The 23,251-nt window shown below is 71.6% G+C and carries 22 protein-coding genes; 9 read left to right on the top strand and 13 right to left on the bottom strand.

What is annotated here, in order from left to right:
• Positions 1-8: 8 nt before the first annotated feature.
• Positions 9-728, bottom strand: coding sequence for a M48 family metallopeptidase (locus tag ACLF3G_RS12075; RefSeq protein ID WP_430669616.1), 720 nt, complete (start codon positions 726-728; stop codon positions 9-11).
• A 62-nt stretch (positions 729-790) separates the two neighbouring features.
• Between ACLF3G_RS12075 and ACLF3G_RS12070 the strand changes: the two genes are divergently transcribed.
• Entirely contained in the window at positions 791-1,714 is a 924-nt protein-coding gene (locus ACLF3G_RS12070) for a DMT family transporter (protein WP_430669615.1), read from the top strand.
• Here the strand turns inward: ACLF3G_RS12070 and ACLF3G_RS12065 are convergent.
• Genes ACLF3G_RS12065 through ACLF3G_RS12040 form a run of 6 tightly spaced genes read right to left on the bottom strand, consistent with a single transcriptional unit; the run spans position 1,653 to position 5,108 of the window.
• On the bottom strand, positions 1,653-1,967 hold the full coding sequence (locus ACLF3G_RS12065; protein WP_430669614.1) for a cupin domain-containing protein: 315 nt from the start codon (positions 1,965-1,967) through the stop codon (positions 1,653-1,655). The genes ACLF3G_RS12070 and ACLF3G_RS12065 overlap by 62 nt on opposite strands.
• The gene (locus tag ACLF3G_RS12060; protein WP_430669613.1) at positions 1,964-2,902 is read right to left on the bottom strand and encodes a dihydrodipicolinate synthase family protein; all 939 of its coding nucleotides are present in this window, start codon (positions 2,900-2,902) and stop codon (positions 1,964-1,966) included. Before ACLF3G_RS12060 ends, ACLF3G_RS12065 begins: the two co-directional genes overlap by 4 nt.
• A 28-nt stretch (positions 2,903-2,930) precedes the next feature.
• Positions 2,931-3,416: a YcgN family cysteine cluster protein gene (locus tag ACLF3G_RS12055; RefSeq protein ID WP_430669612.1), complete on the bottom strand. Its 486-nt coding sequence runs from the start codon at positions 3,414-3,416 to the stop codon at positions 2,931-2,933.
• Between the two features lie 20 nt (positions 3,417-3,436).
• Positions 3,437-3,712 carry a DUF3297 family protein gene (locus tag ACLF3G_RS12050; protein ID WP_430669611.1) on the bottom strand — a complete coding sequence of 92 codons (276 nt, stop codon included), beginning with the start codon at positions 3,710-3,712 and terminating at the stop codon, positions 3,437-3,439.
• Positions 3,709-4,362, bottom strand: a complete 654-nt coding sequence (locus tag ACLF3G_RS12045) for a hypothetical protein (protein WP_430669610.1) — start codon at positions 4,360-4,362, stop codon at positions 3,709-3,711. Before ACLF3G_RS12045 ends, ACLF3G_RS12050 begins: the two co-directional genes overlap by 4 nt.
• Positions 4,359-5,108 (bottom strand): MBL fold metallo-hydrolase, encoded by a 750-nt coding sequence (locus ACLF3G_RS12040; protein WP_430669609.1) that lies wholly within the window; start codon positions 5,106-5,108, stop codon positions 4,359-4,361. Before ACLF3G_RS12040 ends, ACLF3G_RS12045 begins: the two co-directional genes overlap by 4 nt.
• 80 nt (positions 5,109-5,188) lie before the next feature.
• On the opposite strand from ACLF3G_RS12040, the gene ACLF3G_RS12035 reads away from it, so the two are divergent.
• From ACLF3G_RS12035 to ACLF3G_RS12015, 5 genes are all read left to right on the top strand, one after another.
• Positions 5,189-6,412, top strand: coding sequence for a metallophosphoesterase (locus ACLF3G_RS12035; RefSeq protein WP_430669608.1), 1,224 nt, complete (start codon positions 5,189-5,191; stop codon positions 6,410-6,412).
• Positions 6,409-9,882 carry an AAA family ATPase gene (locus ACLF3G_RS12030; protein WP_430669607.1) on the top strand — a complete coding sequence of 1,158 codons (3,474 nt, stop codon included), beginning with the start codon at positions 6,409-6,411 and terminating at the stop codon, positions 9,880-9,882. The genes ACLF3G_RS12035 and ACLF3G_RS12030 overlap by 4 nt, the downstream gene beginning before the upstream one ends.
• A gap of 64 nt (positions 9,883-9,946) precedes the next feature.
• Positions 9,947-11,482 carry a UxaA family hydrolase gene (locus tag ACLF3G_RS12025; RefSeq protein ID WP_430669606.1) on the top strand — a complete coding sequence of 512 codons (1,536 nt, stop codon included), beginning with the start codon at positions 9,947-9,949 and terminating at the stop codon, positions 11,480-11,482.
• Positions 11,479-12,300, top strand: coding sequence for a helix-turn-helix domain-containing protein (locus tag ACLF3G_RS12020; RefSeq protein ID WP_430669605.1), 822 nt, complete (start codon positions 11,479-11,481; stop codon positions 12,298-12,300). The genes ACLF3G_RS12025 and ACLF3G_RS12020 overlap by 4 nt, the downstream gene beginning before the upstream one ends.
• 71 nt (positions 12,301-12,371) lie before the next feature.
• On the top strand, positions 12,372-12,773 hold the full coding sequence (locus ACLF3G_RS12015) for a VOC family protein (protein ID WP_430669604.1): 402 nt from the start codon (positions 12,372-12,374) through the stop codon (positions 12,771-12,773).
• Here ACLF3G_RS12015 and ACLF3G_RS12010 read toward each other — a convergent pair.
• Genes ACLF3G_RS12010 through ACLF3G_RS11995 form a run of 4 tightly spaced genes read right to left on the bottom strand, consistent with a single transcriptional unit; the run spans position 12,749 to position 16,499 of the window.
• Entirely contained in the window at positions 12,749-13,078 is a 330-nt protein-coding gene (locus tag ACLF3G_RS12010; RefSeq protein ID WP_430669603.1) for a YdhR family protein, read from the bottom strand. The genes ACLF3G_RS12015 and ACLF3G_RS12010 overlap by 25 nt on opposite strands.
• Complete coding sequence (locus ACLF3G_RS12005) at positions 13,071-13,916, bottom strand: fumarylacetoacetate hydrolase family protein (protein WP_430669602.1); 846 nt, start codon at positions 13,914-13,916, stop codon at positions 13,071-13,073. The genes ACLF3G_RS12010 and ACLF3G_RS12005 overlap by 8 nt, the downstream gene beginning before the upstream one ends.
• Positions 13,917-13,947: 31 nt before the next feature.
• Positions 13,948-14,697, bottom strand: coding sequence for an SDR family oxidoreductase (locus tag ACLF3G_RS12000; protein ID WP_430669601.1), 750 nt, complete (start codon positions 14,695-14,697; stop codon positions 13,948-13,950).
• An 11-nt stretch (positions 14,698-14,708) separates the two neighbouring features.
• Positions 14,709-16,499, bottom strand: coding sequence for an IlvD/Edd family dehydratase (locus tag ACLF3G_RS11995; RefSeq protein WP_430669600.1), 1,791 nt, complete (start codon positions 16,497-16,499; stop codon positions 14,709-14,711).
• 292 nt (positions 16,500-16,791) lie between these two features.
• Here ACLF3G_RS11995 and ACLF3G_RS11990 point away from each other — a divergent pair, with 292 nt between their 5' ends.
• Both ACLF3G_RS11990 and ACLF3G_RS11985 read left to right on the top strand, forming a co-directional pair.
• The gene (locus ACLF3G_RS11990) at positions 16,792-17,547 is read left to right on the top strand and encodes a response regulator (protein ID WP_430669599.1); all 756 of its coding nucleotides are present in this window, start codon (positions 16,792-16,794) and stop codon (positions 17,545-17,547) included.
• A 4-nt stretch (positions 17,548-17,551) separates the two neighbouring features.
• Entirely contained in the window at positions 17,552-19,072 is a 1,521-nt protein-coding gene (locus ACLF3G_RS11985; RefSeq protein WP_430669598.1) for a PAS-domain containing protein, read from the top strand.
• On the opposite strand, the gene ACLF3G_RS11980 is transcribed toward ACLF3G_RS11985, so the two are convergent.
• Positions 19,069-20,109, bottom strand: coding sequence for an alpha/beta hydrolase (locus ACLF3G_RS11980; protein WP_430669597.1), 1,041 nt, complete (start codon positions 20,107-20,109; stop codon positions 19,069-19,071). The genes ACLF3G_RS11985 and ACLF3G_RS11980 overlap by 4 nt on opposite strands.
• Before the next feature lie 85 nt (positions 20,110-20,194).
• Positions 20,195-21,667, bottom strand: coding sequence for a DUF2231 domain-containing protein (locus ACLF3G_RS11975; RefSeq protein ID WP_430669596.1), 1,473 nt, complete (start codon positions 21,665-21,667; stop codon positions 20,195-20,197).
• A gap of 149 nt (positions 21,668-21,816) precedes the next feature.
• Here ACLF3G_RS11975 and ACLF3G_RS11970 point away from each other — a divergent pair, with 149 nt between their 5' ends.
• Complete coding sequence (locus ACLF3G_RS11970) at positions 21,817-23,226, top strand: MATE family efflux transporter (protein ID WP_430669595.1); 1,410 nt, start codon at positions 21,817-21,819, stop codon at positions 23,224-23,226.
• Positions 23,227-23,251: the final 25 nt, after the last annotated feature.

Genomic DNA, 23,251 nt, shown 5'->3' with positions numbered 1-23,251 from the left:
TCCCTGATCTATCCAGCCCGCGGACCGGCCCGGAGCAGCGCCGGCCCATGGGCCCGTAGCCAGGCCACGGCCGCCTCGCGATGCGGCGAAAGCCGCGCCACATGCGCCCAGAACCGCGCCGAGTGGTTCATCTCCCGCAGATGTGCCACCTCATGCGCCACGACGTAGTCCAGCACCCAGCCCGGCGCCATCACCAGACGCCAGGAGAAAGCGAGCGTGCCGTCCCGCGCGCAACTGCCCCAGCGGCTGCGTGTATCCTTCAGGCGGATCGCCCGGGGTGCCACGCCCAGGATGGCGGCATGGCCGGCCGCCAAGGCGCCGACACGCCGCCCCGCCTCCGCCCGCAGGAAATCCGCCACGCGGCGCGCCAGGAACGCCGCCTCCCCCGTCACCACCAGCGCCCCGTCATGCAGGAAGGCGCCGCCTCGGGCGGCCGGATCATGTCGGATCTCGTGCTCCTGCCCACCGATCGCGACCTGGCCGCCCGCCTCGAACGGCGCCACCGGCGCCAGCGCCGCCAGCCGGGACATCGCCCATGCGCCATTCGCCCGCAGCAGCGCCAGCCCGGCCCGGCGTCCGGCACGTGGCGGCAGGATGATGACCACCGCCGCCGCCCGAGGGCAGATCCGCAGGGAAACGCGCCGCGCACGGACCGAGGGCCGCCATTGCACGCGGCAGTCGCCCGGCGGCGCCGCCAGCCTGATGGTCTCCGAGTCGGGCAGGTCCATGGGCGGAGGATGGCGTCCGGCCTGCTTGACAGCAACGCCCGGGGCATCGCCTTAAAGGTCTGATGCCCCGCCCCCTCGGCCTCTTCGCCTCGCTGCTGGCCCTGGGCGCGGTCTGGGGGCTGACGCCGGCGCTGGCGAAGCTGATGATGGCGAGCGGCATGCGCCCGCTCGGCATTGCGGGCATCGCTGCCAGCATCAGCATGGCGACCCTGTTCCTGATCGCCGCCTCCCGCCGCGACCTGCCGAGGATGACCCGCCCGCATCTGCGCCACTACTTCGCCGGCGGACTGGTCGGCATGGCGTTGGCGAACCTGTTCGGCTTCACTGGTCTGCAACACGCCCCGGCCGGCCTGTTCGCCCTGCTGATCCCGCTGACCGCCCTGCTCAGCGTGATGTTCTTCGCCATTGCCGGCCTGGACCGCGCGACGCCGCGGCGCATCGCCGGCACGCTGCTCGGTGTCGCCGGCGTCGGCATCGCCATGGCGCCGGGGGCGGTGCTGCCCGATCCGTCCATGCTGCCCTGGGCCGCCATCATGCTGCTGACGCCGGTGTGCTACGCGGCGTCCAACCTGATCTCGGTGAAGCTGGCGGTGCCCGGCTCCTCCCCGTTGTCGCAGGCGGCCGGCACGGTGATGGGCGCGGCGGTGTCCTCGCTGCTGCTGGCGCTGGCCTTCGGCCAGATGACGGTCCCCGCCAGCGCCACGGTGCTGGCCCTGCTGCTGGCGCATGGCGTGCTGAACGCCATGGGCTACATCCTGTACTTCCGGCTGCTGACCGGCGCTGGTGGCGTGGTCACGAGCCAGACCTCGATGACCATCACGCTCTGCGGCCTGTTCTACGGCTGGCTGATTTTCTCCGAAACGCCAGGCTGGTTGACCATCCCGGCCGTCGGCCTGATCTTCGGCGGCCTGCTGCTGGTGACCCTCAGCCCGGCAGCGCCTTCAGTTCCACTTCGACGAACGACAGCTTCGCCGTCCCCGCGTTGACGACATTGTGCTCCACGCCTGGGTCCCGGGTGTAGGACACGCCCGCCTTCAAGGTGGCATTCGCCGTCGCGCCGCCCGGCAGTTCCAGCAGCAGCGTGCCGTCCGTCACCGGGATCACCACGTAGCCCCAGCCATGCCGGTGCCAGCCGGTCTCCGCGCCGGGATCGAAATCCCAGCGCGTGACGCGGACCATCGCATCATCCTGCTGCACCGTGCCGATCGCCGGTGCGCGGCAGGTCAGCGGCGTGCTCACTCCGCGGCCTTCGCCATGGACATGCCGGCCAGCGGCAGCGCGCCGGTCGCCTGCATGTTGTCCCACGCCTTCTGCCCGGCTTCCGCCGACAGCGCCAGGTGCGGCGGGCGGATGTTGCGCCAGGCGGCGTCGCCGGTGCTGCGCGCGATGATCTCCCGCAGCCCGGGGATCAGCGGCGAGGATGTCGCCGCCTTACGCGTCGCGTTCAGCACAAGCTGCGCCGCATCCGCTTCCGGCCCGGTACGGTGCTTGTAGACGATGGCGCCGAATCGGGCGTTGACGTTCGACGCCGCGGTGATGCAACCCGCGCCGCCCTCGGCCAGGATCTTCTGGATGTATTCGTCGGAACCCGAATAGACCTCGAACCCGTCCTTGGCGAAGTGGTCGATCATCGCCTTCATGTTGCCGTAGTCGCCGGACGAATCCTTCACGCCCTTGATGGCGCCCGGGTATGCCTTCAGCAGCCGCCCGATCAGGTCCAGGCTGAACGGCACCGCGGATTGCTGCGGGAAGTGATAGAGGTAGATCGCTATCCCGCCGCCAACCCGCTGGATCACCTCGGAGAAATAGGCGAACAGCCCGTCATCCGACGGCGCCTTGTAGTAGAAGGGCGGCAGCACCAGCACGCCGCGGCAGCCCTGCGCCTTCGCATGCTTCGTGAGCTCCACCGTATCAGTCAGGCTGGCGCAGCCGGTGCCCGGCATCAGCGCCGTGGCCGGCACGCCGCGCGCGACGATCCCTTCCAGGATGTTCTTCCGCTCATCGAAGCCGAAGCTGTTCGCCTCACCAGTGGTGCCGAGGATGCCGAGCCCGTTGCAGCCGTTCGCCAGCAGCCACTTGCAGTGCCCGGCGTAGCGTTCGAGGTCCGGCGCGAAATCCGCCGTCATGGCGGTCAGCGCCGCCGCATTGATGCCGCCGAAAAGCGCGTCCTTCATGGTCGGGTCTCCTTCCCTCGATTGGTCTTCAGGCACGCAGCAGGCGTGGCATGGGGCGGGCCGCCTTCGGCCAACCGCCCGGCCAGGCGACCGTATTCTCCTCCAGCGCGCCGGCCTCGCGCTCCGCCACCACGCGGCCGCGCACGGAAACTCCGACCTGGTGCACCGTCTCCGGATCGCCGGAGACCAGCGGATGCCACCAGGGCAGGTCGCGGCCTTCCGCCAGCAACCGATAGGCGCAGGTCGGCGGCAGCCAGTCGATCGAAGCCACCTTGGCGGGCGTCAGCTTCACGCAATCCGGCACCACCGACTTCCGGTTCGCATAGTTGCGGCACTGGCAGCTCTGCCCATCCAGCAGCCGGCAGGCCACTTTGGTCCAGCGGAGCGCCTCCGTCTCCTCGTCCCGCAGCTTGTGCAGGCAGCAGCGCCCGCAGCCGTCGCACAGGCTTTCCCATTCCGGCCGCGTCATCGCGCCGAGGGTCTTGGTGCGCCAGAAAGGCTCGGGGGCCGCCATGGCGGGAAGGCTAGACGAGGTCACGCCTCCGGCACCACATCCCGGAAATACGGCTCCACCGTGCCCTTCAGCTTCAGCGTCAGCGGCTGCCCACGGCGGTCCACCGCCTTGCCGACGGAAACGCGCACCCAGCCTTCGCTGACGCAGTATTCCTCGACATTCGTCTTCTCGGTGCCGTTGAAGCGGATGCCGACGCCACGCGCCAGCAGCGCCTCCTGGTAGTGCGGGCTGCCGGGGTTGACCGACAGGCGGTCGGGCAGCGTCTCAGTCTGGGGAGATGCAGAATCTTCGCTCATGCGGGGGTGGTAGTCGCGCCGGGCCGCGCTGCCAAGGGTTCCTGCAGTGCGCGCAGCGCTTCCAGGAAGCGCTCGGCGGCGAGTTCCGGCGGCCAGGGCTGCCAGGGCACGCCGCCGAAGGCCGCCGCCAGCGGATCCGCCTCCATCACCCGCGCGCGGATGCCGAGCACGGCCCGCACCTCGGCCCGCGACCAGCCCGCCACATGCACCGCCTCCGCCGCCGCCATCGCGACGTCCAGCCGCTTGTGCAGCCGCTTCGCCTCCACATCCCAGGGCGACAGCGCGTAGCGTTGCGCCACCACGGATGCCAGGCGGTCCTGCAACGCCATGAAGCCCGGCCCGAGGAACGGCTTCAGCGGCGAGATGCAGTCGAAATTCGTCAGCCCCTCCTCCGCATCATGCAGCAACTCGCGCAGCGCCTCAGCCCGGACCGGCGCCGGCCTGGCCCGTCGCCGCAGCGCCAGCACTGCCATGGAATGCTGCGCGACCGAGAGGGGCGCCCCCGGCCAGACCGAGTGCCCGCCCCACCGAAACGTCCGCGCCAGGCCGATCGCCAGGTCCTCGTCCGTCCAGTCGAAGGGCGTCGGCGCCAGCAGGTCCAACCGCCGGCCGGAAGGCAGTCGCACCCAGGCGCGCGCCGAGCCGCTCAAGGCGCCGTCAGGTCGAAATCGGTGGTCACGGCCAGGTCCTCGCTGAACCAGGACCGCACCGCCGCCTGCCGCTGCCCGCAGTATTCCGGCCGGCCATCCGCATCCAGCCGCATCGTCAGGTCATGTCCCGGCACCAGCAGCGTCCCCGGCACCGCCCGCCACAAGGACCAGATGCCGGCCATCGAGGATTCGGAGGCCGCAGCATCCATCGTCATGTCGGCGGCCATGGACAGCATCTCCGACCGGTTCTTCGCAGCGTCCCCGCTGAAGATCACCGGCGGGTCGTTCGCCGCCATGTAGAAAGCGAGGCACCCCGGCGTATGTCCCGGCGCCGCGATCGCATGCACGCCCGGCAGCGGCTCATCCCCCGCCGCGATCCGGCGCGTCCGCGGGCTGGTCGCGAGCTCCCGCACATGCAGCTCCGGCAGCGCGTTGAAATCCCAGGGCTCCGCCTCCGCCCAGGCCAGTTCCACCGCACCGATCCAGACGGTGGCGTTGGGGAACAGCGGTGCGTTCACGCTGTGGTCCCAATGCGCATGGGTCAGCAGGATATCCGTCACATCCTCCCGCCGCACGCCGCGGGCCGAAAGCTGCTTTGCCAGTTCCGGCCGAATATTGAAGGACCCCACATCCACCAGCGCCACGCGGCCCTCGCCACGCAATAGCGCTATGGTGCTCCAGCCGAGCGCGCCGTGGCAGACGGATTTGCCGGGGTAGCCCTGTACCAGCACGTCCAGCGTATACATGCGCGCCCACCCCCTGCCATGGCGCCACAGTAGCGGGGTTGCGCCGGCCGCCAAGCCGGCCGATCCTGCGGCCACCACCCATGAAGTTCCTGCACGCCGCCGACATCCACCTGGACAGCCCCCTGGCCGGGCTGCACGCGCGGGCCGACCTGCCGCCAGGGCTGCTGCGCGGCTGCACCCGCCGCGCCTTCGCCGCCCTGGTCGATCTCGCCATCGCCGAGGATGTCGCCTTCCTGCTCATCGCCGGCGACCTGTACGATGGCGACTGGAAGGATTTCTCGACCGGCCTTTTCTTCGCCGAGCAGATGAAGCGCCTGGCCCGCCCCTGCTTCCTGCTGCGCGGCAACCACGATGCGAAGTCCATCATCACCAAGGACCTGTCGCTGCCGCCCAACGTCCGCGAATTTTCCACCCGCAGCTGCACCACCCACGAGCTTGGCGAGCTCGGCATTGCCCTGCACGGCCATTCCTTTCCGAACCGCGCCGTGCCGGAGGACATCTCGGGTGGTTATTGCGACCCGCTGCCCGGCTTCCTGAACATCGGCCTGCTGCACACCTCGGCCAACGACCCCGGCGAGCACGAGACCTACGCCCCGTGCGAGCCCGGCCGGCTGGCCCTGAAGGGCTACGACTACTGGGCGCTCGGCCACATCCACGCGCGCCAGGTGATCCAGCAGCGCCCCTGGATCGTCTTCCCCGGCAACCTCCAGGGCCGCCACATCCGGGAGACCGGGGCCAAGGGCGGCTCCCTGGTCACGGTGGAGGATGGCCGCGTCGTCGCCGTGGAACACCGCGCCGTCGACACGCTGCGCTGGGCGCTGCTGGAGGTCGATGCGACCGCGAACGACGACGCGGCCCTCGCCCGACGCATCGCCGACGCGGTGCAGCAGGCGCTGTCGGGCGCCGAGGACCGTCCCATGCTCGCCCGCCTGGTGCTGCACGGCGAAGCGCCGCCGCATCCCGCGCTCGCGACCGATGCGGCGCGCCTGGCCGCGGAATGCCGCAACGCCGCCATCGAGGTCGGCGGCGAGCTCTGGGTCGAGAAGGTGCGCCTGCGCACCACGCCGCCACGCGCCACGGCAAGCGAGGCCATCGCCCCGCTGCGCGCCGCCTTCACCGCCGGTCTCGACGACCCGCAGCTTGTCGCCACGCTGCTGGCCGACTTCGCCGCGCTGCGCGGCAAGGTGCCGCCGCCGGCGCGCGAGGGGCTCGACCTGCCCGCCGACGAAGCAGGCCTGGCCAGCCTCGCCGAGGCCGCCTGGCAGGAGGTCGCGGCCGCCCTCGCGGCGGAGCCGCCGGGATGAGGCTGCTGCGCCTGGACCTGTTGCGCTACGGCCACCTCACCGATGCCCGCCTCGATTTCCCGCCGGAGGCGCCGCTGGTCGTGGTGCTCGGCGCCAACGAGGCCGGCAAATCCACCGCGCTGTCCGCCATCGGCGACGCGCTGTTCGGCTTCCCGCAGCGCAGCCCCTACGCCTTCCTGCACGACACCGCGCAGCTGCGCCTGGGCTTCGAAGTCGCCGGGCAGGACGGCAGCCGCGCCGCCTTCGTCCGCAGAAAGGGCCGCAAGGACACGCTGCGCGACGCGGCCGACAGCCCGGTCTCCGAAGGCGCGCTGCTGCGCCTCCTCGGCGGCGCCGGCCGCGACCTGTTCGAAACGACCTACGGCCTGAACGGCGATGCGCTGCGCCGCGGCGCGCTGTCCCTGCTGGCCAGTGGTGGCGAAGCCGGCGAGAGCCTGCTCGCCGGCATGGGCCTGCCGAATCTGCGCAAGGCGCTGGACCGGCTGGATGCGGAAGCGAAGGCCCTGCATGGCGATGGCCGCGGCCGGCGCGCCCTTGCCGCCGCGACCGAGGCCTGGAGCGAGAAGCGCCGCGCCGCGGAGGACGCCACAGTGCAGCCTCGCGCCTGGCTGGCGGCCAAGGCGGAACTGGACGCGCTGTACGAGCAGGTCGAGGCGAACCGTCGCCAGGCCTCGATGCTGGCCACCGAGGCTGCCCGGCTCAACCGCCTGCGCCGTGTCCTGCCCCTGCTGACGGCGCTCGCCGCCAGCCGCGCCGAACTGGCCGAGGTCGCCGATGCGCCCACGCTGCCCGCCAACGCAGCCACCACCCTGGCTACCCTGGTCGAGGAACGCCGCCAGGCGGCAGAGGACCAGCGCCGGGAGCAGGAGGAAGCCGAGCGGCTGGTGGCGGAACAGGACGCCCTGCCGCAGGACCCGGCGGTTCTCGCCCTTCAGGATGAGATCGACCTGCTGGCGGAGCAGCGCGTCGCCGCCCTGAACGCCACCCGCGACCTGCCGGAGGTGCTGCGGGAGGTGGATCGCTATCGTGCGGAGGTCATCGAGGCCGCGGCGCAAATCGGCACGGCCGCGACCCCGGAGGCCGTCCGCGATGCCCTGCCGAGCCCGGCGGATCGCCGCCGCGCCCAGACCCTCATCCGCCGCCGCACCGCCCTCGCCACCGCGCTGGCGGAGGCCGCCGAGGCGCTGCGCCAGGCCGGCCGGACGCATGCCGAATGCCGCGACCGGCTTGACGCCGCCACCCCTCACGCCGCCGGGCGGCCATCCTCCGCACCGCTGCGACGTGCCATCGAGGCGGCGCGCGGCGAGGGTCCGCTCGATCGCGAACTGGCCGCCGCGGAACGGGCGCTTGCGACCGCGGCCGGACAGGTCGCGACCGCGCTTGCCGCCCTGCCGCTGTGGACCGGGACGGCCGAGGCGCTCGCCGCCTGCAAGCTGCCGCTGCAACCCGCCGCCGAAGCGGCGGCGCAGCATCTGGCGGCGGCCCGGACCGAAAGCGAGCAGGCCCGCGCCGCGGCCGCCGGATTGCGTGTCGAGATCGCGGAGCTGGAAGCGGCCATCGCCCACCTGGCTCGTGGCGAAACGGTGCCGACGCGCGCCGTCATCGCCGCGGAGCGCGCCCGGCGTGATACGGCATGGCGCCGGATCCGCGCCGCGCTGGAAGACGGCGCGCCCGACGCGCCGCCCGATCCGGACGCCTTCGAAGACCTGCGCGATGCCGCCGACCGTCTGGCCGATGCCCGCGCCGACGACGCCGCCCGGGTGAATGACTACGCGGCGAGATCGGCACGCCTCGACCTGCTCCGGGGCCGCCGCGCCGAAACCGAGGCCGCCCAGGCTGCCGCCGAGACCCGCGCCAGCGCCGCGGAAGCCGCGTGGCGCGCACTCTGGGCCCCGGCCGGCCTCATGCCAGCGGCCCCGCCGGCCATGGCGGAATGGCGGCGCGCCCAGGCCGAGGTCCTGCGGCTCGCCGGGCTGGAGGCGGAAGCCCGCCAGAAGCGCGACGAACTCGCCACCCGCCTTGCCACCACCCGGGACCGGCTCGCTGGCCTGCTGCCCGCCGGCGCGGCCGACCAAACCCTGGCCGGTATGCTCGCCGAAGCCCAGGAATGGTGGGCCGAGGCGGAGGCGGCGGAGACTGCGCACAGGACCCTCGCCACCCGCCACGCGGATGCGGCGGAGCGCCTGGACGCCGCCCGCGCCCGCCACAGCCTTGCCGCGACCGAGCTTGCCGCCTTTGAGGCGGAATGGCGGCCCGCCGCCCTGGCGCTCGAACTGCCGGCCGAAGCCTCGGCGGAAATGCTGGAAGCCGCCCTCGGCGCCTGGACCCGGGTCGCGGAGGCCGCCACCGCCTGGCACCGAGACGCCGCGCGGGTGGCCGACATGCAGCGGACCGTCGCCGAATTCGCCGCGACAACAAGCAGGCTGCTAGCAGCCCTCGGTTCCGCCGGACCGGACGAAGCGGCCCCGCTCGCCGTGGCCCGGCTGGCCCGCCGCCTGGCCGAGGCGCGCGAAGCCCGCCGCGCCGCCGCCGACCTCGCGCAGCGCCTGCAGCAGCGCCGCTACGCCTTGGCCGAGGCCACAGCGCGACACGAAGCCGCCGAACGCGGCTTGTCCGCGCTGCGTCAGGCCGCCGGCGCCGCCGACCTGCCGGCGCTGGAGGAGGCCATCCGACGGGCGGCGCGACGCGAGGCGCTCCACGCCGAGATGGCCCTACGGTCCGCCGAGTTGCTGCGCCAGGGCGATGGCGGCGACGAGGCCACGCTCCGTGCCGAAGCCGCGGAGGCCGATCCGGACCAGGCCCGCGCGCGGCTCGACCAGATCGAGACCGAACAGGCCGCCCTCCGCGACTCCCTCGCCAGCCTCGGTGCCGCCCGCCAGGCCGCGGAGGCGAGCCTCGATTCCATGCGGGCGGGACATGATTCCGCCGGGCTGGCGCAGGAAGCACGGCACCACCTGGCCGAGGCCGGCGCGGCCGCCGAGCGCTACGCCCGGCTGCATTTGGCCCGCAGCCTGCTCGCCGCCGGAATCGAGCGGATCCGCGCGGAACGCCAGGCGCCGCTGCTCCGCGCCGCCAGCCGCCATTTGGCCCTGCTGACCGAAGGTCGCTACGCCAGCCTGACCACGGATGAGGACGATGCCGGCCGCACGACGCTGCGCGCGGTGCGCGACAACGGATCCGAATGCCCGGTCGAGGCGCTGAGCGAGGGGACGCGGGACCAGCTGTACCTCGCGCTCCGCGTCGCGGCCGTCGAGGCGCATGCGGCCGGCACCGAGCCGCTACCCTTCATCGCCGACGACCTGCTGGCGACCTTCGACGACGCCCGCGCCGACCTGGCGCTCGCCCTGCTCGCCCGCCTCGGGCGCACCACCCAGACGATCCTCTTCACCCACCACGCCCACATCGCCGACCTCGCCCGGCGCCAGCCCGGCGTGGCGGTTCGGGAACTGCCCCGGCCGGCCGCAGCCTGAGGCGCAGCGCCCTTCCGCACTGCCCCCCGCGCGGCCTAAGCTGCGGGAACGGAGGAACAAGTCCATGGATGTCCGCACCCAGCCCCCGGTGATTCGACTGGCCCCCGATGACGGCGTCCTGATCGCCCGCATCGGCCTGCCGCCCGGCACCACCGTCATCGAGGGCGTCACCGTCGGCGCACGGCGCATCCCGCCCGGCCACAAGGTCGCCATCCGCCCGCATTCGCCCGGCGAAGAGATCCGCCGCTACGGCCAGATCATCGGCTTCGCCACGGAGAGCATTGCACCCGGCGACTGGGTCCACACGCACAACTGCGCCATGGGCGATTTCTCCAAGGACTATGCGTGGAGCCGCGAGACGCGGCCGACGCAATACGCCAACACCCCCGCCACCTTCATGGGCTTCCGGCGCCCGGATGGCCGGGCCGCGACGCGCAACTACATCGGCATCATCACTTCGGTGAACTGCTCCGCCCATGTCGCCGACCTCATCGCCGATGCCTTCAAGCGCAATCCCTTCGTGGGCCACGATCCGCTGGCGGAGTTTCCGAACGTGGACGGCGTGGTGGCACTGACCCACAAGACCGGCTGCGGCATGACGGAAGGGGAGCCGCTCAAGCTGCTGCGCCGCACGCTGGCCGGCTTCGCGCGCCACGTGAATTTCTCCCATGTCATCGCCATCGGCCTCGGCTGCGAGGTGAACCAGCTGGGCGGACTGCTGAAGGAACAGCGCCTCGCCGGGCGGCTGCGCAGCATGGACATCCAGGAGATGGGCGGCACGCGGAAGACCGTGGAAGCCGGCATCGCCTTTGTACGGGAGGTGCTGGCCGAAGCCAACGCCGCGCAGCGCGTGCCGGTGCCCGCCAGCGAACTGGTGGTCGCCCTGCAATGCGGCGGCTCGGACGGCTATTCCGGCATTACCGCCAACCCGGCGCTCGGCGCGGCCTCCGACCTCGTGGTGCGGCACGGCGGCACCGTGATCCTGTCCGAGACGCCCGAGACCTACGGCGCAGAGCACCTGCTCACCCGCCGCGCCGTCTCCCGCGAGGTGGGCGAGAAACTGGTCGACCTGATGCGCTGGTGGGACGAATACACGGCGCGGGAAGGCGCGGAGATGAACGCCAACCCTTCCCCCGGCAACAAAGCTGGCGGGCTGACCACCATCCTCGAGAAATCGCTCGGCGCCATGGCCAAGGCCGGCAGCACCAACCTGGTCGAGGTCTATCGCTACGCGGAACCTGTCACCGCGAAGGGCTTCGTCTTCATGGACACCCCCGGCTACGACCCCGTTGCCGCCACCGGCCAGGTCGCCGGCGGCGCCAACCTTGTCTGCTTCACCACGGGCCGCGGCAGCGTCTTCGGCTGCAAGCCCGCGCCTTCCATCAAGCTCGCCACCAACACCGCGATGTATGAGCGCATGTCGGAAGACATGGACGTGAATTGCGGCGCCATCGTCACCGGCGAGGAGACCATCGAGGAAGCCGGCCAGCGCATCTTCGAGCTGATGCTGCGGGTGGCCAGCGGCGAACGCACGAAAAGCGAGACCTATGATTTCGGCAGCAGCGAATTCGCACCCTGGGTGATCGGCGCGACGATGTGAGCTTCGCCTTCCACCCCCGCACCATCCACCCCGCGCTGCGCGGCCTGGTGCGGGGATTGTGGCACTACGACGAGCAGCGCGACGCGCCGCTGCGGCGACGGGAGATGCCGGTCGCGGAAGCGGTACTGCTGTTCAACCTGGGCCCGCCCATCGGCGTCGCCTGGCCCGACCCTGCGGCGGAAACCGGCTTCGCCAGCGCCGCCGGCTTCCTCGCCAGGCCGCACCCCGCCCCCGCCCGCAGCTTCATGTCCGGCCGCCAGCGCGGCGTGCAGGTGATGCTGACGCCGCTCGGCGCGGAACGACTGCTGCGAACCCCTCTGTCCGCCGTCCCGGCCGCGTTCCTGTCGCTCCCCGAGGCACTTGGCCGCGGCGGCGCCGGCCTGGGCGAACGCCTGGCGGAAACCAGGGGCGCGGCCGCCTGTCTCGACCTGCTCGAGGCCGAACTGCTGCAACGCCTTGCCGGCACGGCGCCTCCCGCCGACCCGGTCGCGCAGGCCTGGCGCCGCATCGAGGCCAGTGCCGGCCGCATCGCCATCGGTGCGCTGGCCCGCGACCTCGGCTGGTCCCGCCAGACGCTCGTCACGCGATTCCGCGCCCGCACCGGCCTCACCCCCAAGATGGCCGCCCGGCTGCAGCGGTTTCGTGCCGTCATCGCGCACCTGCCGGAGGTGCCCGAGCAAGGCTGGGCCGGGCTGGCGGCGGAACTCGGCTATGCGGACCAGTCCCACCTGATCCGGGACGTGCGCGACTTCACCGGCCTGACCCCCGGCGCCCTGCTGCGACGACGGCTGCCGGATGGGCTGGGCTTCGTCGAATAGGGCGACATTTCTCCAATCCGGCCGCCGGCCGCTCTCCCTATGCTCGGGCCTCCACGGCATGGAGATCCCGCATGGACACGCCGCTTTGCCCCTGCCTGCGCTACGCCGATGCGCCGGCCGCGATCGACTGGCTCGAACGCGCCTTCGGCTTCCGCCGCGGCCTGGTGGTGCCCGACGACAAGGGCGGCATCGCCCATGCCGAACTGTACTACGGCACTTCAGGGCTGGTGATGCTCGGCTCGCCGCGCGCCGACAGTCTCGGCCAGCCACCCGGCGCGCTCGGCGGCATTTCCGGCACCATCTATCTGCGAACGGCTGATGCCGATGCCGCCCATGCCCGCGCCGTCGCCGCGGGTGCGGAGGTGCTGCGCCCGCTGGAGGAGACCGACTACGGCTCCCGCGACTTCACCGTGCGCGACCCGCAGGGCCAGGTCTGGTCCTTCGGAACCTACTGGCCGGAAGCGCCGGCCTGAAGCGGCCCACGATCGATCGCAGTCAGCACCGCGTTCACGCCGCGATAGGTCGCCGCGATCCCCGTCACACCGCGCGCCGCCAGCCGCGCCGCATGTATGGCGTGGTAGGCCTCCGCCGCCGCGCGCGTCTCGAACAGATAGACGCCGCCGGCACGCCCGGCGGCGGGTTCCTCGGTCCAGATCTTCCACACCAGGCCCGCCTGCCCGGCGATGTCCTGCGCCAGCGGCTTCAGCGCTTCCGTCCGTTCCGGCCCGAAGGCCAGGTTGGGAAAGTCGAAGATCAGGACGGTCGGACCATCAGGCATACGGCACGGTGCGCTGCACCTGCTCGCCCAGCCCCTGGATCGCCACCTTCATGGTCTGCCCCGCCTTCAGGAACACCGGCGGCTTCTGGCCGAGCCCGACACCGGGCGGCGTCCCGGTGGAAATCACGTCGCCCGGATGCAGCGTGATGAAGTGGGAGACGTAGGAGACCAGGTGGCGCACGCCGAAGATCATGGTGCGGGACGAGCCGTCCTGCATCCGCGCATCATCGACATCCAATGTCATCGACAAATCCTGCGGATCGGCGATCTCGTCCTTCGTAACAAGCCAGGGGCCGAGCGGGCCGAAGGTGTCGCAGCCCTTGCCCTTGTCCCAGGTACCGCCACGCTCGATCTGCCATTCGCGCTCGGAGACGTCGTTGCAGATCGCGTAGCCCGCGACATGCTCCATCGCGGTGTCTTCCGGCACGCATTTCGCGAGGCTGCCAATGATGATGGCAAGCTCGACTTCCCAGTCGGTCTTCACCGAATCCTTCGGGATCATCACGTCGTCATTCGGCCCGCACAGCGCGCCGAGCGACTTCAGGAACACGATCGGCTCCTTCGGGATCGCAGCGCCGGTTTCCGCCGCATGGTCCGCGTAGTTCAGCCCGATGCAGACGAAGTTCTTCATGCCGGCCACCGGCGGGCCGATGCGCGGCGTGCCGGTGACGGCGGGCAGGCTGGCGGGATCGAGCGCCGCGATCTGCGCCAGGCCCGCGGCGGACAGCGCCACGCCGGCAAGGTCGGGGACCACGCCCGAGAGGTCACGGATGGTGCCGGAACTGTCCAGCAGGCCGGGTTTTTCCTGGCCCGCAGGGCCATAGCGCAGAAGCTTCATGGGGACGCCTATACTCGGGTTGCGCGGGAAATCACAGCGTCCAGCCGCCATCGATGACGATGGCCTGGCCGGTGACGAAGGCGCTCTCGTCGCTGGCGAGATAGACCGCCAGCGCCGCCATCTCCTCCGCCGTCGCCAGACGGCCCATCGCCTGCCGCGCGACGAAGGCGGCGCGCGCCGCGGCCTCGCTGCCCGCCTGCGCCGCATTGGCGGAGATGCGCTCGCCGAGGCTGGGCGTGTCCACCGTGCCGGGGCAGATCGCGTTGCAGCGGATGCCCTGCGTCACGTATTCCGTCGCCACGGATTTCGTCAACCCGATCACCGCGGCCTTCGTGGTGCCATACAGGAAGCGGTTCGGCGCGCCCTTGATGGAGGAACAGGCGGACGACATGTTGACGATGGTACCGCGCCTCCGCTCCAGCATCCCCGGCAGCACCGCCTGCAGCATCTTCCACATGGACCGCACGTTCAGCGCGAAGCCGAAATCCCATTCCGCATCGGTCGCCGTCAGCACCGTGTTCTGGTGCACGAAGCCGGCGCAGTTGAACAGGATGTCGATCTCGCCGATGGCCGCCACCGTATCCGCGATGGCCTTCTCGTCCAGCACATCCAGCCCTCGCACCGTAAGCCCCTGCGCGGTCAGGTCCGCGAGCTTCGCCACGTCCTTGTCGGTGGCGACCACCGTCGCCCCTTCCGCCGCGTAGGCCAGCGCGGTGGCACGCCCGATCCCCTGCGCCGCCGCCGTCACCAGGCAGCGCTTGCCCGCCAATCGTCCTGCCATGACCGCGTCCCTCAGTGGTTGTGTCGGCTTTCGCCGCGCGTCTCCAGGATGTTGAGGAACAGCGTCGCCGGTTCCAGGCAGCCGCCGGTACCGAGCTGGCCGACCATGCTGCGGTAGATCTCCTCCCACGGCGTCTTGTGCAGCAGTACCGGCGCCGTCCAGGCCGCGCGCCGCGCCGCCATTTCCGCCTCGGGGATCAGCACGTCCACGCGCCGTGCCTTCAGGTCGATGCGGATCGGGTCGCCATGCTTCAGCAGCGCGAGGCCACCGCCCACCACCGCTTCCGGCGTAACGTTGAGGATGGAGGGCGAGCCGGATGTGCCGCTCTGCCGCCCGTCGCCGATCGTCGGCAGCGCCATGATGCCGCGCTTGATGAGCGCGGCCGGCGGCTGCATGTTCACCACCTCCGCGGCACCCGGATAGCCCACCGCGCCGCAGTTGCGCACCACCAGCACCGTGGTCTCGTCGATGCCGAGGTCCGGGTCCTCGATGCGCGCGTGATAATCCTCCGGTCCCTCGAACACCGCGACCTTGCCCTCGAACACATCGGGGTTCTCCGACAGGAAGCGGGCGCGGAATTCCTTGTCGATGACGCTGATCTTCATCACCGCGCTGTCGAACAGATTGCCCGACAGCACGATGAAGCCGGCATGTTCCTTCATCGGCTTGCCGAAGCTGCGGATCACCTCCCGGTCCGGCTCGCCAAGCCCGGCCAGGTTCTCCGCCACGGTCTTGCCGGTCACCGTCATCACGTCGCCATGCAGGATGCCGGCGTCGAGCAATTCCTTCATCACCGCCGGCACGCCGCCGGCGCGGTAGAAGGCCTCGCCGAGGAAGCGTCCGGCCGGCTGGCAATCCACCAGCAGCGGCACCTCGGCGCCGACGCGCTGCCAGTCAGCCAAGTCGTGTTCCACGCCCATGTGCCGCGCGATCGCCACCATGTGCACCGGGCAGTTGGAGGACGCCCCGATGGCGCTGGCCACCATCACCGCATTCTCGAACGCCTTCTTCGTCATCACGTCGGAGGGCCGCAGGTTGGCCTTCACCATTTCCACCGCGCGCACGCCGGTCATGTAGGCCATCTGCGCCCGCTGCCGGTACGGGCCCGGGATGGCGGCGCTGCCGGTCAGCGTCATGCCCACCGCTTCCGCCAGCGAGTTCATCGACAGCGCCGTGCCCATCGTCGAGCAATGCCCGACGCTGGTCGAGGAAGACGCCACCATCTCGATGAAGCCCTCATAGTCGATTTCGCCGGCCGCGAGCTTTTTCCGCGCCTCCCAGACAATGGTGCCGGACCCGGCGAGCCGCCCATGCCACCAGCCATCCAGCATCGGCCCGCCCGGCAGGGCCACAGCCGGGATGTTCATGGTGGCAGCCCCCATCAGCATGGCCGGCGTGGTCTTGTCGCAGCCCGTGGTCAGGACGACGCCGTCGATCGGGTAGCCGTGCAGGATCTCCACCAGCGACAGGTATTGCAGGTTACGGTCCAGCGAGGCCGTCGGCCGCTTCAGCGTTTCCTGGATCGGATGGACCGGAAACTCCAGCGGCACGCCGCCGGCATCCCGGATGCCCGCCTTCACCCGCTCCGCCAGCGCGATGTGGTGGCGGTTGCAGGGGGAGATGTCGGATCCGGTCTGGGCGATGCCGATCATCGGCCGGCCGGATTGCAGCTCCGCCCGCGTCATGCCGAAGTTCAACTGCCGCTCGATATAGAGCGACGTCATGCCCGGGTCCTGCGGGTCGTCGAACCACCTCTGGCTGCGCAGCTTGAAGGGCTTCTTGGTTTGGTCGTGGTCGTCCATGGCGTATCCCCATCGGCTGTCGCCGTTGGGTGGAGTGAGGCGCCGCGGCGGCCTTTCGTCAACCTCTACCTGGACGCGGCGCGGAACCCTGGCCCAGCCACTGCCGGGACAGGCGGCTCCACAGGCAGTCATCGGCGGGGCTGGGCATGCGGGTGGCTCCTTTCGCGCACCGCCCTGATGCCGAAGCCACGTTTCACCCGGATTTCGTGCGTTGCCTCCCCCGAAGTGATCTATTGCATCCGGCGACCCGCCGATGTTGCATCCCGCCGCACCTGCTGAAGCGAGACCCGCCATGGCGGAGACGCCCGCCATCATCGTCTGCGACGACGAACCCGACCTGCGCGAGGCGGTGGCCGAGTACCTGGCTCGCCGCGGCTTCGACGTGCGCCGCGCCGAGGACGGTGCCGCGTTGCGCCGCCAGCTGGCGGAACGCATGGCGGATTTGGTGGTGCTCGACATCGCCATGCCCGGCGAGGATGGCCTTTCCGTCGCCCGCGCGCTGCGCGCCGAATCCGACATCGGCATCGTGATGCTGTCGGCCGCCGGCGACGTGGTGGACCGTGTCGTGGGACTCGAGGTCGGCGCCGACGACTACGTCGCCAAGCCCGTCGACCTGCGCGAACTGCTCGCCCGGCTGCGCGCCGTGCTGCGGCGGCGGGAGGCGACGGCGGCCGCCATCGGCGCAGCACCCGCCGCGCCGGCCCCGGTCGCGGCGCCGCCGGCCCCGGCCACCCACCGCATCCGCATGGGCCGCACTTGGCTCGACCTCGATGCCCGCCGCCTGACCGGCCCGGATGGCCAGGAAATCCCCCTCGGACCCTCCGAATTCGCCCTGCTGCGCGCCTTCGCAGAACGCCCCGGCCGAGTCCTGACGCGGGAGGTGCTGCTGGACCTGGCGCATCCCCGTGGCGACGAACATTTCGACCGGTCCATCGACGTCCGCATCGCCCGCATCCGCCGCAAGGTGGAAGCCGTGCCGGACCGCCCCGCGGTCATCCGCACCATCCGTGGCGCCGGCTATGTCTTTGACCCCACCGCCGAATCCTGAAGCCATGCCGGGTGGGGGGCCGGATACGCGAGCGGACGTCGCGCTGCTGCGCGGCGTGCTCGATTCCGCCCCGGCCCGCGTCTGCGTCGTCTCCCGCGACCGTCGCTACATCTACGTCAACCGCGAATTCGCCGAATTCGCCCAGCGCCCAGCCGAGGAAATCCTCGGCATGCGCACCCGCGACCTGGTGGGGGAGGAGGTTGCCGGCCGGCTCGACCCGCATGGCGACCGTGCCCTGGCCGGGGAAGTGGTGAACATCGAGGGCTGGATCGACTATCGCCGCAACGGCCGCCGATTCATCGCCTGGACCTTCACCCCGTTTCGCACCGCAGCCGGCCCCATGCCTGGCCAGCATGACGCCTTCATCCTGTTCATGCGCGACCTCACCGACCAGAAGCTGCGGGAGGAGGAGGCGGAGGCGAACCGCACGCAGCTGCGCGCCATCCTGGAAGGCATCGCCGATGGCGTGAACATCGTCGGGCCCGATGCGCGGCTGGTGCTGGCCAATCGCGGCTTCCTGCGCATGTACGGCTTCCCGCCGCAGCTCGGCGCCGCCGGCACGCCGCTCGCCGATTTCATCCGCCACCGCCTGCGCCGGGCAGAGCTGCGGCCGGAGGAAGATCCCTGCGAGCCGGAGGAAGCGCTGGTGCTGCGCCGCGTCGCCGACATCATGACGCGACCGCCGGGGCGACTCGAGGAAACCCGCCCGGACGGCACCGTCATCGAGCTGCGCACCGAACGCCTGCCCGACGGCACGCTGGTCAACACCTACAGCGACCTGACGCTGCGCCGCGACGCCGAACGGGCCCGCCGCGCCAGCCGCGACGCGCTGCGCCGAAACGAGCGCCTGTCCGCCATCGCCTCCCTGCTCGCCGGCGTGGCGCATGAGATCAACAACCCGCTCGCGGTCGTCGCGGCCCAATCGCTGCTGCTGGTTGAGGAGGCTGAAGGCACGGAAATGGCCGAACGGGCGGAGAAGGTGCGCCGCGCCGCCGAACGCTGCGGCCGCATCGTCGCCAGCCTGCTCGCCTCCGCCCGTCAGAAGCCGCCGAAGCGGGAACGGGTGGACCTGCGGGAGGCCGTGGCGACCGGCCTCGACCTGACCGCCGAGGTGGCCCGGGAAGCCGGCATCGAGGTTGCCACCGACATCCCACCGGACCTGCCCGGCATCCGTGGCGATGCCGACCAGCTGGCGCATCTGGTGGGCAACCTGGTCGGCAATGCCCGGGCGGCCCTGGCCAGCATGCCACCCCGCGCCGATTGGCGGCCCCGCATCCAGCTCCGCCTGCGCGCCCTGCGTGATGCGGTGGAACTGCGCGTCGCCGACAACGGCCCCGGAATCCCGGCCGAACTGCGCGAGCGCGTCTTCGACCCGTTCTTCACCACCAAGCCGGATGGCGAAGGAACCGGCGTCGGTCTTTCCCTCTGCCGCACCATCGCCAAGGCGCATGGCGGCAGCATCTGCATCGAGGAGAATCCAGGCGGCGGCGCCGCGCTGGTGGTCCGGCTGCCGCGGCCGGCCTAGCTCGCCGCCGCTTCCTCCAGGAACACCTGAACCGCCTGGAACAGCGTGCCGCGGTTGCGCTCCATCCACATGTTGTGGGTGCCCTCCGCCAGCACGACCATGCGCTTGCCCGGCGATTGCTTCAGTTCCGCGAAGGCGGCGAAGCACAGCGGCGGCGGCGTGGTGCGGTCCCATTCGCCCACCACGACCAGTGCCGGCGCCGTCACCTTCGCCGGCTCCCACCACGGGCGCCCGGCATTCCAGAATTCCCGCCCATCCGCCACCGGCCCGTTCGGGATGCGCAGCACGGAGGGGCTGGCGCGGATGCCGTCCGGGTCCTGCGCCCAGGTCACGCCGGCGAAATGCTCGAACCACCCCGGCGGAATCAGCGCCGCGCGCTTGTCCTCCGGCGCCTGCGCCAGCGTGCCCTGGCGCGCCGCCTGCTGCGTGAGCGGCCGCCAGGCCCCGAGCGGCCCGCCGCCAGGGTCGGTGCGGCTCGGCCCGTCGCGCAGCCAGGGCGGCGCGTACAGTACCAGGCGCTCCACCTGCCCTGTGTTTTCGGCGGCGAAGCGCCCGACCAGCTTGGTGCCCCAGCTATGGCCGAGCAGCACCAGCTTCTCCAACTCGCGCCGCTGCCGGATGAAGGCAACGGCGGCGCCAAGGTCGGCCATCGCCTGTTCGCCCCGCGCCACCGGCGGATTCTGGTCGGCCGGCTGCGACATCGCGGGCGGGCGGGTGGAACGTCCGAAGCCGCGCACGTCCAAGGTCCAGACATCGAAGCCGCGCCCGGCGATGTAGTCCACCCAGGACAGGCCGCCGAAGGGCAGGTCGAAGCTGGTGCTGGCGCCATAGCCGGCGCCATGCACCATCAGCAGCGTTCGGGACGCGCCTGTCGTGGCACCCTCCGGCCGCTTGCTCCGGACGAACACCTCGATGCCCTCGCCAACCGGCACCATGAATTCTTCGGTGACGATGTTCGGCGTGCCCTGGGCCGCCGCCGGCAGGCCCGAGACGGCGGTGAGCAGCACAGGTGCGGCAAGAAGGTGGCGTCGCCTCATGAACCGGTCTCCGGGATCGTCCGGCGCGACTGTAGCGGCCGGAGGGCCGGCACCCAAGGGCAGCGGTGCGCGGGCAGGCGTTGGCTCAGACGCCCTCGAGCAGCCGGATCTTGAGGTCGCGGTAGCCGCTCCGGAACCGCGACACGCGCTGATCCTCCAGCATCGCCTCCAGCGCCCGGCCGAGTTCGCGCAGCCGCGCATCGCCCAGGCGCTGCGCCTCGACGAACATGGACCGCTCCTCGGAGCTCGCATGGTGGTCGACCGCCGCGTGCAGCGCCCGAAGGTGTTCGTCGAATGCAGGGCTGGACGTGCTGAGCTTCAGCGTCATGGCCAGCAGGTCGGACAATTGCCGGTGCTCGGCATGGGCCGTCGCGACATCCTCGCTGACCGGGCGGACCGCCGGGTAGAAGATGTGGTCCTCGACGTATTCGTGGATCTCCAACTCGGAGGCCAGCGTCCGCAGCAGGTCGCGGCGGGCGGGGTCCTCGCGCGGCGTCGCCTCGATGCGGCGGAACAGCGCCCGGAGCATCTGGTGATGCTCGTACAGCACCTCATCCGCCTTCGGTCCCGCGCCGGGCGGTGGTGCCTCGGCTGCGTCCGGAACATCCGCAGCCGTCACCACCTCGTCCCCCGGCTCCTGCTCCCGCCGGATCTCCACCTGGCCGTCACGGATGCGGGTCCGGTAGCGTGGCTGCGGGCTGGTGGCGGGGCCACCCGTGGGCTGCGCGGTCCGCAGGCAGAAGCGCGAGCCATGCCATGGGCACACCAACTGGCCATCCAGCACCCAGCCCTGGTCGAGTGGCCCGCCCTGATGCGCGCAGCGCGCGCCCATGGCGTGGACCACGCCGCGGTGCCGCACCAGCACCACGCCGACCTCCCGCCGCTGCACCGCATCGTGCACATCGACGCGGCGCGGCCGGTCCTCCTCCAGCGCCGATAACGGCAGGACCGGTACGAAATCCCGCGGCTCGCGGCTGCGATCCGCCTGGTCGACGCCAACGCGCCGCCGATAGACGAGGTGCCCGCCAAGGTAGCCGCCCACCATCATGCAGGCCCAGCCGAGCCCGCTGGCCAGTCGCCCCGCCCCCCGACGACCACGCTGGCGCAGCGACAGCGAGGCCAGGGTCAGCGCCAAGGCGGTGCCGTTGGTCAGCCCGTGCACGGTGCCGAGCCGGCGGTCCCGACCATCGGTGTATTGCCAATCCGCGAGGCCGGCCGCCGCGGCGGCAACCGCGCCCGCCGCCCCGGCCTTCAGCGCCAACTCGGCTGCCCGGGCCGCCTGCCGGTCCTTCAGCAGGCCGGCCGCGGCCAGCAGGTCGAGCCCGAAGGCCAGCGTCCAGCTTCCGACCGGCAGCGTGGCCAGCGCCGGATGCAGCGGATGGCCCAGCCACCTGCCGTGCAGCGCATCCCGCGCCGCCTGCGCCGGCCGGCCGAGCACCTGCACCGGCCGCGCCAGGGCCGTCTCGGCAGCGTATCCGGGGCCATCCAATCCGACGGCCGCCTCGATCCGGGCGATCGCCGCCTCCGCCGCACCCCGGCCGCGCCTGTGCCACCTCATGCGAGCGGCCTCCGCTGCGGCGGATGGGGATCTGTGCGGATCGGCATGGCCGGCCTCCATGGGTCGCCCCGGTAACGTGGCCGCAGCCGAGGTGTTCCGCCGGACCGTCACGGGACGGGGCCGCCGATCCGCGCTACAGCCTCGCCGCCATGGACACGCAAACCGCCGCACGCCAGGGAAGGCTCGGCGCCTGGGGGCCGGAGATCCGGGCCACCCTCGCGCTCGCTTGGCCGCTGGTCCTGACCAACCTGTCGCAATTCGCACTGTCGCTGACCGATGCGCTGTTCCTCGGCCGCGTGGCGACGGAGGCGCTGGCGGCGGCGACCCTCGGCGGCAATTTGTACTTCGCCGCACTCGCCCCGGCCTTCGGGCTGGCACTGGCCGCCGGGCCGATGTGCGCGCAGACCCGTGGCCGCGGGCGTGGGCACCTGCGCGGCATGCGGCGGGATGTGCGCGCCGCCTTCTGGGCCTGCGCCGCCGCCACCATCCCGGTCTGGCTGGTCCTTTGGCACACGGATTCGCTGCTGCGCGGCCTGGGACAGGACCCGGCTCTGGCGGCTCTGGCGGCGGATTACGTCCGCGCGCTGATGTGGGGCATGCCGCTGTTCTGCGGCTTCGTCGTGCTGCGTGGGTTCCTATCCGCTGAACAGCGGCCGCTATCCGCCCTGGTGGTCTCCTTCGTCGGCGTCGTCCTGAACATCCCGCTGAACTACTGGCTGATCCACGGAGGCTACGGCGTCCCGGCGCTGGGGGTGGTCGGTGCCGGTATCGCCTCCGCGCTGTGCAACCTGTTCATGTTCGTGGGCCTGGTTCTCGTCATCGCGCGCGACCGGCACCTGCGCCGCTACCACCTGTTCGGCCGTCTCTGGCGCCTGGATGTGTCCCGGCTGCGGGAGGTGGCGCAGATCGGCCTGCCGATCGCGGGCTCCATGGCACTGGAGATCGCCGTCTTCGCCTTTGCCGCCATCGCCATGGGCTGGTTCGGCGCAGTTGCCGTCGCCGCGCATGCCATCGCGGTGCAGATCGCCTCCGCCACCTTCATGGTGCCGATGGGCATCGCCCAGGCGGCGACCGCCCGCGTAGGACTGATGACCGGCGCCGGCCGCGCCATCGCGGCGGCGCGCGCCGGCTGGATCGGCATCGTGCTCGGCGCCGGCTTCATGGCGATCTCGGCCGCCTTCCTGGTCGGCTTCGCTGGCGATATTCCCTGGCTGTTCCTCGGCGAGGGCAATCCGGGGGCCGTGGAGACCGCGACGCTGGCCAGCGTGATGCTGGTGGTGGCCGGGCTGTTCCAACTTGCGGATGGCGTGCAGGCGGTGGCCGCCGGTGCGCTGCGCGGGCTGAAGGACACGCAGGTGCCAATGCTGCTGGCCGGCTTCGGCTACTGGATCATCGGCCTGCCACTCGGTCTCGCCCTGGCGCTGCCGCTGGGGCTCGGGCCGATCGGCCTGTGGATCGGACTGGCCGCTGGGTTGTTCCTGGTCGCCGGCCTGATGCTGGCGCGTTGGATGCGGCTGTCCGCCTCCGGTGGCTTGACCTTCCGCCGCCGGCTGGGATGACTGTGCCGGCAACAGCCTGGGATCC

This window comes from Falsiroseomonas sp. HC035 (assembly GCF_050563525.1).
GTDB lineage: Bacteria > Pseudomonadota > Alphaproteobacteria > Acetobacterales > Acetobacteraceae > Falsiroseomonas.
This window is presented reverse-complemented; position numbering and strand designations above follow the sequence as displayed.